Annotated in this window: 10 protein-coding genes and 1 tRNA gene; 5 read left to right on the top strand and 6 right to left on the bottom strand. The window is 40.9% G+C overall.

Going from position 1 to position 14,761, the window contains the following annotated elements; all coding sequences use genetic code 11:
* Positions 1-162: 162 nt before the first annotated feature.
* Genes C0W29_RS14845 through pepA form a run of 3 tightly spaced genes read right to left on the bottom strand, consistent with a single transcriptional unit; the run spans position 163 to position 5,062 of the window.
* Positions 163-3,024: a valine--tRNA ligase gene (locus C0W29_RS14845; RefSeq protein ID WP_036796104.1), complete on the bottom strand. Its 2,862-nt coding sequence runs from the start codon at positions 3,022-3,024 to the stop codon at positions 163-165.
* Between the two features lie 28 nt (positions 3,025-3,052).
* Positions 3,053-3,505, bottom strand: a complete 453-nt coding sequence (locus tag C0W29_RS14840; RefSeq protein ID WP_036796102.1) for a DNA polymerase III subunit chi — start codon at positions 3,503-3,505, stop codon at positions 3,053-3,055.
* 48 nt (positions 3,506-3,553) lie between these two features.
* On the bottom strand, positions 3,554-5,062 hold the full coding sequence (gene pepA / locus C0W29_RS14835) for a leucyl aminopeptidase (protein WP_045041813.1): 1,509 nt from the start codon (positions 5,060-5,062) through the stop codon (positions 3,554-3,556).
* Between the two features lie 195 nt (positions 5,063-5,257).
* Here pepA and lptF point away from each other — a divergent pair, with 195 nt between their 5' ends.
* A complete protein-coding gene (gene lptF / locus C0W29_RS14830) occupies positions 5,258-6,358 on the top strand; it encodes an LPS export ABC transporter permease LptF (protein WP_045041814.1) in 1,101 nt (366 codons plus the stop codon).
* On the top strand, positions 6,358-7,431 hold the full coding sequence (gene lptG / locus C0W29_RS14825; protein WP_045041815.1) for an LPS export ABC transporter permease LptG: 1,074 nt from the start codon (positions 6,358-6,360) through the stop codon (positions 7,429-7,431). The genes lptF and lptG overlap by 1 nt, the downstream gene beginning before the upstream one ends.
* 64 nt (positions 7,432-7,495) lie before the next feature.
* On the opposite strand, the gene C0W29_RS14820 is transcribed toward lptG, so the two are convergent.
* On the bottom strand, positions 7,496-7,987 hold the full coding sequence (locus C0W29_RS14820; protein WP_173425425.1) for an RDD family protein: 492 nt from the start codon (positions 7,985-7,987) through the stop codon (positions 7,496-7,498).
* A gap of 243 nt (positions 7,988-8,230) precedes the next feature.
* Between C0W29_RS14820 and C0W29_RS14815 the strand changes: the two genes are divergently transcribed.
* A tRNA-Leu gene (locus C0W29_RS14815) sits at positions 8,231-8,315 on the top strand.
* A gap of 243 nt (positions 8,316-8,558) precedes the next feature.
* Here the strand turns inward: C0W29_RS14815 and C0W29_RS14810 are convergent.
* On the bottom strand, positions 8,559-9,881 hold the full coding sequence (locus C0W29_RS14810; RefSeq protein WP_052671679.1) for a hypothetical protein: 1,323 nt from the start codon (positions 9,879-9,881) through the stop codon (positions 8,559-8,561).
* A 423-nt stretch (positions 9,882-10,304) separates the two neighbouring features.
* Between C0W29_RS14810 and C0W29_RS14805 the strand changes: the two genes are divergently transcribed.
* Complete coding sequence (locus C0W29_RS14805; RefSeq protein WP_036796093.1) at positions 10,305-11,171, top strand: PA4780 family RIO1-like protein kinase; 867 nt, start codon at positions 10,305-10,307, stop codon at positions 11,169-11,171.
* A gap of 78 nt (positions 11,172-11,249) precedes the next feature.
* Here C0W29_RS14805 and C0W29_RS14800 read toward each other — a convergent pair whose 3' ends face one another.
* Complete coding sequence (locus C0W29_RS14800; RefSeq protein ID WP_045045335.1) at positions 11,250-11,933, bottom strand: 2'-5' RNA ligase family protein; 684 nt, start codon at positions 11,931-11,933, stop codon at positions 11,250-11,252.
* 514 nt (positions 11,934-12,447) lie between these two features.
* On the opposite strand from C0W29_RS14800, the gene C0W29_RS14795 reads away from it, so the two are divergent.
* On the top strand, positions 12,448-14,448 hold the full coding sequence (locus C0W29_RS14795; RefSeq protein ID WP_045045334.1) for an oxidoreductase: 2,001 nt from the start codon (positions 12,448-12,450) through the stop codon (positions 14,446-14,448).
* Positions 14,449-14,761: the final 313 nt, after the last annotated feature.

The raw sequence follows: 14,761 nt of genomic DNA, 5'->3' as shown, positions 1-14,761 counted from the left end.
AATTCGGTATTTTATATACCATCAATAGTTAAAAGCTATTGCGCGGGTGGGTTTATCGATGCTTTAGAAATATGAATAATTGCTGGTGGGGAAATGAAATATTGAGCCGAAAAAAAACCGACGTCGAAACGTCGGTTTTTGTTTTTAGATCTTAGTTAAAACTTATAGCGCAGCAATGGTTGCTTTTTGCTCTGTCAGTTTAACCAGTGTTTCTTCATAACCTGCTAACTTCTCACGTTCTTTAGTGATCACGATTTCAGGTGCTTTAGCAACAAAACCTTCATTGCTCAGTTTACCGGAAGTGCGTTTGATTTCGCCTTCCATTTTCGCGATTTCTTTGTCTAAACGTGCAAGCTCAGCATCTTTGTCAATCAGACCTGCCATTGGGATCATCAACTCAGATTTACCCACTAATGCAGTCGCACAAGCTGGTGTTACTTCACCATCAGCCAATACTTTAATTTCTTCTAGTTTAGCTAGCGATTTAAGTACGGTAAGATTTGCTTCAACACGTGCAGCATCAGCAGTATCAGCTACCTTTAGCATTACTGATAATGGCTTGCTTGGCGCGATATCATATTCAGCACGTAGGTTACGAATGCTAGTGATAAACGCTTTAACAAACTCAATGTCAGTGATAGCAGCTTGGTCAAACTGTGCATCATCAAACTGAGGCAGTGCCTGAGTCATGATAGTTTCACCTTCAACACCATCCACTAGCGGCTTAACGCTCTGCCAAATTGATTCAGTGATGTAAGGCAATACTGGATGTGCAAGACGTAATGTCTTTTCTAGTACTGTGATTAAAGTATGGCGTGTTGCACGTTGTTGTGCTTCAGTGCCTTTCCATAGAACCGGTTTAGTTAGCTCTAAATACCAGTCACAGAATTGGTTCCAGATGAACTCGTACAGTACACCAGCAGCCATATCTAGGCGGAAGTTATCAATATGAGTATTGAATTCTTTCGCTGCTAGTTGGAATTGTGATTCGATCCACTTATCAGCCAGTGAATACTCTAGCTCGCTACCAGTAGCGAAACCACAATCTTGATCTTCTGTATTCATCAGTACGTAACGGCTAGCGTTCCATAGCTTATTACAGAAGTTGCGGTAACCTTCAAGACGTTTCATATCCCAATTGATGTCACGGCCAGTAGAGGCCATTGCAGCAAGGGTGAAACGTAATGCATCTGTACCGTAAGGTTCAATACCTGCTTCAAATGTCTTACGGGTTGCTTTTTCGATCTTAGCTGCAAGTTGAGGTTGCATCATGTTACCACAACGTTTTTCAACTAAAGACTCAAGATCAATACCATCGATCATATCGATAGGATCAAGCACGTTACCTTTCGATTTTGACATCTTATCACCGTTTTCATCACGGATAAGACCAGTAACATAAACAGTTTTAAAAGGAACTTGTGGCTTGCCGTCTTCATCTTTACAGAAGTGCATGGTCATCATGATCATACGTGCAACCCAGAAGAAGATAATGTCAAAACCTGTTACCAACACGTCTGATGGGTGGAAGGTTTTAAGATCTGGCGTATTTTCTGGCCAGCCTTGAGTACCAAATGTCCACAACGCTGATGAGAACCAAGTATCAAGCACGTCGTTATCTTGGTTTAGCACCACAACAGGCGCTAAGTTGTGCTTTTCACGTACTTCTGCTTCATTACGACCAACGTAAACATTACCGTCGTTATCGTACCAAGCTGGAATGCGGTGGCCCCACCACAGTTGACGAGAAATACACCAATCTTGAATATCACGCATCCAAGAGAAGTACATGTTTTCGTACTGCTTAGGTACAAATTGGATGTCACCATTCTCAACCGCTTGAATAGCAGGTTGAGCTAATGGTGCTGCGCGAACGTACCATTGTGCTGTTAGCATTGGTTCGATAACTACGCCACCACGATCACCATAAGGGATGGTAAGATCATGATCTTTAATTTCTTCTAGCAGACCTAATTCGTCAAATTCCGCCACGATAGCTTTACGGGCTGCGAAACGCTCCATACCATGGTATTTTGCTGGCAACTCAGTGCTGTATACATCGCTTTCTTCGCCATTGGTGGTGAAGACTTCTGCGCTGTTACGAATATCAGCATTGAAGGTTAGGATGTTGATCATTGGTAGGCTATGACGCTTACCTACTTCGTAGTCATTGAAATCGTGTGCTGGAGTGATCTTTACACAACCAGTACCTTTATCCATATCAGCATGTTCATCACCTAAAATAGGAATGCGACGGCCAACGATAGGTAGGATGATTTCTTTGCCGATTAGATCTTTGTAGCGTGGATCTTCAGGGTTTACCGCAACACCAGTATCGCCAAGCATAGTTTCAGGACGCGTAGTGGCTACAACAATGTAGTCTTTACCGTCAGCGGTTTGAACGCCGTCTGCTAGTGGGTAGCGGAAGTGCCACATATGACCTTTAACATCTTTGTTTTCAACTTCGATGTCAGAGATTGCTGTATGCAGTTTTGGATCCCAGTTAACCAAACGCTTACCACGGTAAAGTAGGTCTTCTTGATATAAACGCACAAACACTTCTTGAACAGCATTTGATAAGCCGTCATCCATGGTGAAGCGCTCACGATCCCAGTCTACCGATGCGCCAAGGCGACGAAGCTGTTTGGTGATAGTGCCACCAGATTCGTTCTTCCATTCCCAGATTTTATCGATGAAAGCATCACGGCCGTAGTCGTGTTTAGTTTTGCCTTCTTCAGCAGCGATCTTACGCTCCACAACCATTTGGGTAGCAATACCTGCGTGGTCAGTACCAACTTGCCACAAGGTATTTTTACCTTTCATACGCTCACAACGGATCAGGGTATCCATAATGGTATCCTGGAACGCGTGGCCCATGTGTAGGCTACCTGTAACGTTTGGTGGCGGGATCATAATGCTGTAAGCATCTTTAGATGTATCACCATGAGGCTTAAAGTAACCAGCCTCTTCCCAGCGCTGATAAAGCGCTTGTTCAATTGATTGTGGGTTGTATGTCTTTTCCATAGCGCTCTTAGAAGGATTCTATGTGGAATTAAGGCGTCTCAGTAGCAGCGGCAGTCGTTATTTGAATGCCAGCAAGGCGGTAAGCCTTATAGCGTTCACGTGCTTGCTGCTTGAGCGTTTCATCGCAAGGGACAAAGTCTACCACTTGTGCAAAGCTAACCGCAAAATTTGCGACAATTTCGGCTAAATTAATTAATACTGCGCGGTGTCCGCTATAGCGTAAACCAGGCCAACCAATTTCAACCGGTGATCCGCCTCTTGGTCCTTCGCCAATTAAATTGTGCGGGACAAAGCTGTCAGGATCCTGTTGCCATAGATATTCATCTATTTGTTCTGCTTGTTGTTTGTTTGCTGCAAGTAAGTAAACCCGTAATCCTTGACGGTAACTCATGGCTGCGCAACGACAAGCAAAATGCCACTGAAAATCGCTATCAGCACCATCTTGATTATCATCTAATATATAAAACGTAGCATGAGTCATAAATTAATGTCCTAAAAGAAAAGGGCCAACGGCCCTTTTCTGAGTGTCTTATTCGACAATCTCTTGGCCTGCTCGATTGAGGAGGAATTGGACCAATAAGGGTACCGGACGTCCGGTTGAGCCTTTGGCTGCGCCACCTTTCCAAGCAGTACCTGCAATATCAAGGTGAGCCCAATTATATTTCTTAGTGAAGCGTGATAAGAAACAACCAGCAGTAATGGTGCCAGCACCAGGAGTACCTAGGTTAGCCATATCTGCAAATGGGCTGGCAATTTGCTCTTGGTATTCATCACTCATCGGTAGACGCCAAGCGCGATCACCTGATTGCTCTGAAGCATTAATAAGTTCATGAGCAAGTGGATTATGGTTACCCATTAAACCACTAATATGATGACCTAGTGCTACCACACATGCGCCTGTCAGAGTAGCAATATCAACCACACATTCAGGTTCAAAACGCTCAACGTAAGTTAATGCGTCACACAGTACTAACCGGCCTTCAGCATCAGTATTTAATACTTCAACTGTTTGGCCTGACATCGTTGTTAAAATATCACCAGGACGGTAAGCACCGCCACCAGGCATATTTTCACAGCCGGCTAGAATACCAACTACATTGATTGGTAGATTAAGTTTAGCCAGTGCTTTCATGGTTCCAAATACGGAAGCAGCACCACACATGTCGTACTTCATTTCGTCCATTTGAGCACCAGGCTTGATAGAAATACCGCCTGAGTCAAATGTTAGACCTTTACCGACCAGAACAATTGGTTTGGTGTCTGGATCTGGATGGCCTTTGTACTCAATCACTGACATCATGGCTTCATTTTTTGAGCCTTGACCAACAGCAAGATAGGATGTCATCCCTAAGGTTGCCATTTCTTGCTCACCAATAATTTTGGTAGTGACCGTATCAAAATCATCCGCTAAACGACGCGCCTGTGAGGCTAAATAAGCAGGATTTGCTACGTTAGGCGGCATATTACCTAGATCTTTACTTGCTTTGACGCCTGAAGAAATAGCAAGACCATGAGTAATTGCTCGTTCGCCTAAAGAAAGCTCACGACGAGTTGGTACGTTAAAAACTAATTTACGTAGTGGACGGCGCGTCTCTGGCTTGTTACTTTTAAACTGGTTGAAGGTATAAAGGCTATCTTTAGTCGTTTCTACTGCTTGACGTACTTTCCAGTAGGTGTCGCGACCTTTAACATGCAACTCAGTAAGGAAACATACAGCTTCCATTGAGCCAGTTTCATTTAAAGTGCTGATGGTTTTTTTGATGATTTGCTTATATTGGCGCTCATCAAGTTCACGCTCTTTACCACAACCAACAAGTAATACACGTTCTGACAATACGTTGGGAACATGATGCAATAGCAACATCTGTCCTGGTTTACCTTCAAGGTCACCACGACGTAGTAATGAGCTAATATAGCCATCACTAATTTTGTCTAGCTGTTCCGCGATTGGAGAGAGGCGACGTGGTTCAAATACGCCCACGACAATACACGCACTGCGCTGTTTTTCGGGGCTACCGCTTTTGACACTGAACTCCATGCGTACTCCTAACATCCTATAAAGACAATTAACGCTAAATGTTAGATAATACCACACTTGCTTGCTCTGCCGAGATTTCGGTATAGGCTTAAAAGCGCGGACTTACATTCAGCCGAAAGATAAAAAAATAACTAATTTAACGAAAAACTATAGTGATTCCATCAAAAAAACAAGTTTTCTATGGGAATATAACGCGTGATTATTGTTAGGTATTTGACGAGAGAGACAGTAAAAAGCCAATTAGCGGTACTTTTTGTGCTTTTTCTTGTTTTTATTAGCCAAAAGTTCATCCACATTTTAGCACAAGCGACTGATGGTTCGATCCCGAGTGATCTCATCATTACTTTAATGGGGCTTTCTATTCCAGCAATGGCGTTGCTGATGTTACCACTGAGTTTATATATAGGTATTTTGCTAACATTTGGTCGTTTGTACGCTGAAAGTGAAATAACGGTGATGAGTGCCACAGGTATGGGGAATAAGTTTCTTATTCGCTCAGCATTAGCGTTGGCATTGATTACCGGCTCGATTGCTACTGCTAATGCATTATGGGTTGCACCGTGGTCTCAAAATAAAATTGAACAAGTCATGAATCAAGCGAAAGCTGATCCGGGCTTAAATATGCTAATTAAAGGTACTTTCCAGATGACACCTAATGGTTCTGGGGTAGTATTTGTTAATGATATTACTGATAAAGGATCCAAACTGCATAATGTATTTGTTGCTCAATTAAGAGCTCAAGATACGTTACAACCAAGTGTTATGGTGGCAAAGCGTGGTTTTGTTACTGAGCAAGCAGATGGTCGCCAAATGTTGGATTTACAGCATGGTACGCGTTATGAAGGGGTGCCGACTCAGCTTAATTATGGCATTACTCAATTTGATGATTACCAAGCGTTAATTGGTCAACGTAAAGTGAAGCAAGGAGATCGTGATTGGGAAGCAAAAACCACTGCTGAACTATTGAAAGATCCAAGTAAAGCAGCTACGGCAGAGCTACAATGGCGGTTATCGTTAATCTTATGTATTCCATTATTGGTGATGATTGTAGTGCCGTTGTCAGCAGTCAATCCGCGTCAAGGAAGGTTTGCGAAGTTAGCGCCAGCAGTCTTGATTTACTTAGCTTATTTCTTAGCGATATCATCAGCAAAATCTGCGATTGAAGATGGTTTCATTCCTAGTTGGATGGGAATGTGGCCGATTAATATTGGCGCGTTATTGATCGCGATTGGTTTAAATAGCTGGGATAGTTTACCGGTGCGACGCTTCAAAGATAAATTACGGAGACGCGGTTAATGTTTAAAATTCTCGACTGGTATATTGGCCGAACTATTATCGCGACATCGGCATTAACCTTATCAACGTTAGTTGGATTATCTGCCATCATTAAATATGTTGAGCAGCTACGTAAAGTCGGTCAAGGCAGTTACGATCTTCTTAAAGCGTTATATTTTGTATTGTTATCAATGCCACAAGATATCGTGACATTTTTCCCAATGGCGGTATTGCTGGGGGCATTAATCGGTTTAGGGATGTTAGCGTCAAGCTCTGAACTGGTGGTCATGCAAGCCGCTGGATTTTCTAAGTTAGATATTGGTTTATCCACCCTAAAAACGGCAGTGCCATTGATGATCATTGTGACGTTATTAGGCCAATGGGGGGCACCACAATCGCAAAAAGCGGCGCGTGAACTACGTGCATTATGGATCAGTGGCGGCAGTATGCTATCGGTTCAAAGTGGTGTGTGGGCCAAAGATGATAATGATTTTATTTATCTCGGTCGTGTGCATGATAAAAATCAAATTGATGTGGTTAATATTTGGCAATTTAATAACCAAGATAAATTGCTTGATGTGTTATCTGCTAAAACCGCCAGTTATGATGCCCAAAAAGGCTGGACGATGCACAATGTCACTGTGACCGATATGACCAATCAGGCACAGATCAAAAATACCCATTATGAAACTAAAAAATGGCAAACAACCTTAACGCCAGATAAATTAGCGGTTGTGACGGTTAAACCTGAAGAATTATCGTTATCTGGCTTATATAATTATGTGGGTTATTTAAAAGAATCTAAGCAAGATGCTATGCGTTATGAATTGGCATTTTGGCGTAAAGCATTACAACCTGTCTCCATCGCAGTAATGATGCTATTGGCGTTATCATTTGTATTTGGACCATTACGCTCGGTTACCATGGGAGCGCGAGTGTTATCTGGGGTTATCTTTGGCTTTGGGTTTTATATTTCCAATCAAGTCTTTGGACCGATGAGTTTAGTTTATAACTTACCACCAGTTATTGGTGCTCTGGCGCCAAGTTTAGTGTTTTTAGCCATCACTATTTATTTACTCAAACGTAAATTATAGCGATTAAAAAAGGAGCCTGAAGGCTCCTTTTTTATTAAGAATTTTATTTTAAAATAGTGCGGTATTATGACACTTTTTCCGTTACGACCATTTCGCATTCAGCCATAATATCTTGCATTGAACGGCGTTTATTATTAAATGCCAGTAAGTTACCTAGACCAAATGCTGAGGTAGCAATACGAATAAAGGCTTGAGTAATTTTAATGCGAGAGCCATCTTCATTTTGAAGTTTTAACTTCCATGCTCGCATGCCTAAGGTTTGTCCTGCTTGAGTCCAAAAATAGCTATAAAAACCAATAATCACGATAGCAAGGTAAGCACTATACAACGCACTTGCCGTCGGGTCTGAGATTAAATAGTCACTGGCGTCTTGGTAGTCACCTAAAGTAAGTATTCCAATATGAAGTAGCGCCGCAACAATCGCCATCGCAAGTGCACCTGCAACCATTAAAATAGCTGCGACGATAAGAGTATCGTAGAACCAAGCGCCTAAACGACGTAATAAGCTTGGGTATTGGTGTGACGGTTTAGCATGTTGTGGTTTGGTTTTCTTCATGATGGTTCCAGTATCAATGATGGGTGAACAAATCCTTATGGGCGGCAGTGTAGCAGTAAACTAAATTCAGATGAATGAACTAAATTGCTACAAAATATATTCATGATCGCCATCACATGGCGGTTTGATAAGCATCAATAAAGCCAGTGTGGGTTAAAAAAACAGCGCTTGGGTATTTATATGATAAATATTCTAGATTATTGCTTGCACATCAACACGATATACGTATAATAGCCGCCATAAGCCCGAGTGGTGAAATTGGTATACACGACGGATTCAAAATCCGTTTCCTTCGGGAGTGACGGTTCAAGTCCGTCCTCGGGCACCAAATTTCAGAAGAAAGCCTTAATCGTAAGATTGAGGCTTTTTTTTTGCCTCATCGTTATTCTCAATTTCTTAAGTTCGCTTTTCACCTTGTCATCAATCAAAGGAAAGCGGGTTTAAGTCCCCCCTTGTTTATGTTAGTTCTATCCTCTTTCTCTGTTAGTTGTCGTTAATAACCTTGTTGTAGCTGCTGTTATAAAAAAGCCCCAACATAATGTTGAGGCTCAATATTGGTAGCGGCTAGTTATCAAAACACAGAATAGGGAATGATTACTTGCAAACGGACATCGGTTTCATCTTTGCCTGCAGTGGCTGATTTAACTTCGTCGCGGGTTAACCAAGTGCTGTGTAACTGCACCACACTGCCTTTGAGTGTACCTTGTTGTAACGTGTAGCCAACAGTGCCATTTACTGCTGCCTCACTGCTATAGCCGACTTTAGCGCTATCCATGCCTGAGCCATAGCCCACACCCATGTAGTAGTTCCAACCATTACCGGCATTAAAAGATAAACGGTTATACATTGATACTTCACCAGATTGGTTCCAATCAGATAAAGCATCCCAGAATTGTGACCAACTACCGTTATTCATCGCATAGGTATAAATAGTACGCGGTACAATTTCAGTATCATTATTACTGTTAGCATAACGTAGTTGAGATAACCAACTCCATTGGCCATGATTCATATGTAACGATAGTCCTGTCATATAACCTAAACCGTTATATTTAACCTTGTCGTTAACACCATAAAAATCAGCAGCGAGTTGCGTATTGGGGGTGAGTTGATAGCGAGTGTAAAGTTTATATGAGGTTGGATTTACGCTACGGCTGGTGTCGTTATAACGAACATCCATAGCTTGACCAATACCAAGGTTATAAGAGAAGTTATCAAAACTGTTTTCATAACCTAATGAGTGTAAATAGTTCCACTGGGTATTTGCCCAGCCAACGTAATCATCCTCACTGAGTAACCATGGTGCGGTGTATTTATCAGCCCAGAAGTAAGTTAATTTACCACCACCAACATGAGCATTAAGTTCTAAACCACGGTAAGTACCAGGGACAAATGACCATACGTTACCAACAGTACCATTACCTGTTGATTGAATTAAACCAACTTTACCGCTAAAGAGATCTTGGTATTTAAATTTAACTGCAGCAGTATAAAGTTTTAGATGAGGGCCATTGCCTGATCCCCAGTCTTGGTTTTGTGAGAATGAGATCTCATTTGATAAGTACTGATCATTATCATTTTGGATACTATTGTTATAAATATCCCCAGCTAAATAACCAGCAACATCCACGCCGATAAAGTTGTTATAGTAACCTGAGTTTAAATCAACAATGGCATTGTAGGCGGAATAATTGAGTCTGCCATAAGAGTCAAAGTCAGCGTTGTCATTACGAGAGCGAACGCGAGTATCACTGATAAATTTAGTCGTGAGTGACGAGCCATTAATAAAGCCGTTATCCGTTTTTGTTTGTGCCATAGCGAGTGGTGACAGGGTTAGCGTACTCATAATCGCTACTGTGAGTAATGATTTTTTCGGCAGTAAACAATAGTTCATGTGATTTCTCATTATTATTTTTATTGTTAAATCGTTAACCATTAACGAATGGTATGTTTATGGGCGCTAATAATGAAAGCAGCTGAAAATGAAAGCTATATTGAAGAGCGGAATTTTATGTTGTTGTTTTCTCAGTTGATTGTTGTAGCTATTGTGTCATGCTCTTATTGCCACTATTTATACTTAAACTGAACGTTACTAAAAGTAGCTAACAATAAAAAACATATTGTATTTTTTGTTTTATCTTGTTGTTTTTTAAGGTTAATGTTGTGGTTTACGGGTAATGTCTTTACTACTGTTGCTTTATACTTACATTGACGGTTTAGAAATAACCACTCATCAATACTTGTTAAAAATTGTCAGCTAGCGATAATGCGATATTATAAACAGGTATATTTCCAGTTACTGACTAATGTAGGTGTAATGAAGATTCCTCCACGATTACAACCCCTCGTTGAAGATGGTCTTGTTGATGACGTTTTATCTCAACTGATGAGCGGTAAAGAAGCCTCTGTGTATGTTGTTCGCAGTGGTGGCAAAATTTGTTGCGCCAAGGTCTATAAAGAAATCGATCAGCGTAGCTTTAAAAAAGCGGTTACTTACCGTGAAGGACGTAAAGTGCGCAATAGCCGCCGTGCTCGTGCAATGGAAAAAGGCTCTAAATTTGGCCGCGATGAGCAAGAAAAAGTATGGCAACAGGCTGAAGTCGATGCACTATCATTATTGCTAAAAGCGGATGTGCGTGCGCCAATCCCTTATGGTTGTTTTGATGGGGTGTTATTGATGGAGTTAATTACAGATGCCGATGGCGCTGTTGCTCCACGTTTAAATGATATCACGCTAACCAAAGAACAAGCCTTACGCGATCATGCGTTAATGATCACCTATATTAAGCGCATGTTATGCATTGGTCTTATTCATGGCGATTTATCTGAATTTAATGTGCTGGTGGATGGTCAAGGCCCAGTGATTATTGATTTACCTCAAGCGGTAGATGCTTCTGCAAATAATAACGCTAAATGGATGTTTGAGCGTGATGTTAATAACATGGCCAATTATTATGGTCGTTATGCGCCAGAAGTACTTGAAACTCAATATGGCAAAGAAATGTGGGCATTATTTCAAGCGGGTACGCTAACGCCAGAGACTGAATTAACAGGCGTGTATATTGAAAGCGAAGTTGATGCTGATATTGATGGCTTAATGGCTGAAATCAATGCCGTTATGGCTGAGGCTGAATTACGTCGAGCCCGTTTCATGGATGAAATAAATGAAGAGGAAAGTGAGTAATCGCTATCGTCATTTAGTTTGATATGGCAATATTTTACATGAAAGCCTCAACCTTTGGTTGAGGCTTTTTTATCGCTGTTATTTGGCAAATGAGTAGCTGGCAATAACGGCTTTAGCCTGACCGTTACTATTAACCGCGGCAATACCTACTCCTAGTGCTTTAATGTTTACTGGTTGAAATTTATCACCATAGTTAGCCATAAATTGGGTCAGTTTTTGCGGATCAGATTGCGCTAATAAAGTGATATGAGGCTCAAAGTTAGTAAAGACATTAGGACTACCATAACGTTGGAATGCAGCCAGTTTTTCAGGGTAGTGATTTACCCAAGCCGGTGCTTTTTGATCCATGGTACGTAGTGGAGCGACAGTAATGGCTGCAGTATCAGCTAAACGTTGCAGTTCACGAGTGTTACTTACCCCAAGCATCAACCAATCTCCCTTGGTACGCTTAATATGATCAAGAGTTAATGGAAATTGATGCCATTGGCTTGCAAGTTGTTGGGCTTGTTGCTTAAGTAACTTGAGATTTGAGGTTGAATATTGAGATAAATATAGCGTGATATGAGGTAAATAACCTTGGCTATAAAGGGAGGATAGTTGTTGTTGTTTTAGTTGATTGCTAATTGTTGATACTGTTGTATCAACATTGTGGCTTGGGATTAAAAACAGATTATAGCTGGTTGTTGAGGAGGGGGAAGGGCTTGCCAGCGCGACTTGACTGATACTAATCAAAGCCAGTGTTAACATGCATTTTTTAAGCATTTGAAGATTCCTAGAAGTAACCAATAATTGATTATATTCCTTTTGGGGATGTCTTTTTGTGGGTACGTTGGCAACATTCACCGTCAAATAGCGTAAATTAACGATTCTTTAAATGATTTTATCAGTTTGCTCGCTAATATTTTTCATAGCAGGATTTGTCTGATTTTATAGACGATAACGACTTATTTTAATAGGAATGGATATTTTAAACTTAAACCGCCATTAATACCTTAACTAGGTATTAAATGAGCATGATTGTTTGGCTGTTGAATTGTCTATCAACGTCAATATCCTTATTTTTTATAATGTTTTATGGCTGTTTAACTAACAATAGCCTTAAAGTCAGCGTTAATGATGACTTTAGTTTATAAGATCATAAAAACTAATATTATTGTCATACAAAAAGCAATTGTTATGATATGTAAACATAGCGTTCATGCATTTAATGCACTTAATTAATAACTCTTTTGCTTTTAGACTCAGGGCAAATGTTTATTAACTCAAAAGCATAATAATGAATAGATCAGAACTCTTTACACCAATGAAAATTGGTAGCGTAACTATTAAAAACCGAATTGTAATGGAACCAATGGGTCTTATGGGACTTGCTGGCCGTGAAGGCGAATTTAATCAACGCGCTGCTGATTATTTTGTTGAAAGAGCGAAGGGCGGTGTGGGTCTGATTATTACGGGTTTTACGAAGGTAGAAAATGAAATTGAGCGCATGAAAATGCCGACATTTACCTGTGTAACTCATAATCCTACTGCTTTTGAAAATTCATGTTATGAAATGATTGAGCGTGTACATTCTTATGGCGCAAAAATCTTTTTACAAGTGTCTGCTGGTCTTGGTCGAGTAGCAAAACCGACACTGCTTGAAACTCAACCAGTTGCACCAACAGAAGTGCCTAACTACTGGCAACCTGATGTGATGTGTCGTGCTTTAACCACGGAAGAAGTGGAACGCATTATTTCTCGTTTTGAAGAAGCGGCTGCCATTGCTAAAAAAGTTGGTTTTGATGGCATTGAATTGCATGCGGTTCATGAAGGTTACTTAGCTGATCAATTTACCATGTCAGTGTTTAACAAAGATCGTAGCGATCGCTTCAATGGTGATTTGGAGCAGCGTGCGACTTTCCCGATTGAAATTCTTAAAGCTATTCGTCGTGGTGCGGGTGAAAACTATCCAGTAACCGTACGTTACAGTATTCGCTCATTCATTAAAGAATTGGGTAAAGGCGGTATTAATGTCGCAGCTAAAGAATCTGGACGTGATACTGAAGAAGGACTTGAGTTAGCTAAGATCCTTGAAAAAGCGGGTTATGATGGCTTTAATGCGGATACGGGCTCTTATGATGCATGGTATTGGGCACACCCACCGCTATACGCTAAAGATGGTCTATATCTTCCATTTGTTAAACAACTTAAAGATGTTGTTAATGTGCCTATCATCATGGGCGGTAAGATGGGGGATCCTCAACTAGCTCAAGACTCGATTAAAAATGGTTCAATTGACTTTGTCGGCCTAGCGCGTCCGTTATTGACTGATCCTGAGTGGCCAAACAAGGTCATGAAAAATCGTGAAGAGCAGATTCGTCCTTGTATCGGTTGTCACGATGGCTGTTTACAGCGTATTTTTAACCATAAACCAATCTCATGTTCAGTAAACCCTGCTTGTGGTCGTGAAAAAATTTACAATATTGAAAAAGCATTAGAGCCTAAACGTGTGATTGTTATCGGTGGTGGTATTGCTGGTCTTGAAAGTGCACGAGTAGCGAAACTTGCTGGTCATGAAGTAAAGTTATTTGAAAAATCAGATCAAATTGGTGGCCATATTTACGAAGCCGCAGCCCCTGATTTTAAAAAAGCGGATGAGAAACTACTTGATTGGTATCGTGTTGAGTTAGAACGCCTTGCTGTGCCGATGTACTTAAATACCGTTATTGATAAAGACTCAAAAGAGTTAGATGACGCGCAAGCCGTAATTATAGCAACAGGTTCAGTGCCAGTACGGTTACGTAATATTGAAGGTATTGATGAACCTCAGATTTGTAGTGCTGATGATATCTTATTAGCCAAAAAGCCAGTGGGTAACAACGTGGTGATTATCGGTGGTGGTCTAGTGGGTTGTGAAGTCGCGCTGTGGTTGAAAAACCAAGGCAAGCAAGTAACAGTGGTTGAATATCTTGCTAAAGTGATGGACGGTGGTGCTGATACTAACTGGGCTAACAAATCAATGTTGCTTGATTTAATGGAAGAAGCACAAGTTAACATTATGACCAGCAGTAAGTTTGTCGGTTATAAGAATGGTCATGCGCATATTGAAACCGCTACTGGAGTTGAACAGATTGCGGCTGATAATGTTTGTATTGCCGTTGGTTATTCAAGCGTTAACGATCTTCATGATGAGATTTTAAGTCGCGGTAAAGATACTTACCTCATTGGTGATGCACGTAAAGTGTCTAATATCATGAATGCGGTTTGGGATGCTTACGAAGTCGCACGTAATATTTAAATAAATTTATTAAGTTCAATATCAAGGCACACTCATTTGAGTGTGCCTTTTTTTGATCCATTGTGACTGAATATTAAATGTTTTTATCATGATACGAGATACGAGGTACGAGATACGAGGTATGAGGTATGAGATGCGAGGTATGAGATGTGAGGTATGAGATGTGAGGTATGAGATGCGAGGTATGAGGTATGAGGTATGAGGTATGAGGTATGAGGTATGAGGTATGAGGTATGAGGTATGAGGTATGAGGTATGAGGTATGAGGTATGAGGTATGAGGTATGAGGTATGAGGTATGAGGTATGAGGTATG

It is taken from the genome of Photobacterium kishitanii, assembly GCF_003026355.1.
In the GTDB taxonomy this organism is placed as follows: domain Bacteria; phylum Pseudomonadota; class Gammaproteobacteria; order Enterobacterales; family Vibrionaceae; genus Photobacterium; species Photobacterium kishitanii.
This window is presented reverse-complemented; position numbering and strand designations above follow the sequence as displayed.

What these genes read in the sequence shown, in the direction of transcription:
- C0W29_RS14810 (WP_052671679.1), bottom strand. Translation starts at nt 9,881, where the DNA reads ATGAACTATTGTTTACTGCCGAAAAAATCATTACTCACAGTAGCGATT.
- C0W29_RS14800 (WP_045045335.1), bottom strand. Translation starts at nt 11,933, where the DNA reads ATGCTTAAAAAATGCATGTTAACACTGGCTTTGATTAGTATCAGTCAA.
- C0W29_RS14805 (WP_036796093.1), top strand. Translation starts at nt 10,305, where the DNA reads ATGAAGATTCCTCCACGATTACAACCCCTCGTTGAAGATGGTCTTGTT.
- lptG (WP_045041815.1), top strand. Translation starts at nt 6,358, where the DNA reads ATGTTTAAAATTCTCGACTGGTATATTGGCCGAACTATTATCGCGACA.
- pepA (WP_045041813.1), bottom strand. Translation starts at nt 5,062, where the DNA reads ATGGAGTTCAGTGTCAAAAGCGGTAGCCCCGAAAAACAGCGCAGTGCG.
- C0W29_RS14840 (WP_036796102.1), bottom strand. Translation starts at nt 3,505, where the DNA reads ATGACTCATGCTACGTTTTATATATTAGATGATAATCAAGATGGTGCT.
- C0W29_RS14845 (WP_036796104.1), bottom strand. Translation starts at nt 3,024, where the DNA reads ATGGAAAAGACATACAACCCACAATCAATTGAACAAGCGCTTTATCAG.
- C0W29_RS14820 (WP_173425425.1), bottom strand. Translation starts at nt 7,987, where the DNA reads ATGAAGAAAACCAAACCACAACATGCTAAACCGTCACACCAATACCCA.
- C0W29_RS14795 (WP_045045334.1), top strand. Translation starts at nt 12,448, where the DNA reads ATGAATAGATCAGAACTCTTTACACCAATGAAAATTGGTAGCGTAACT.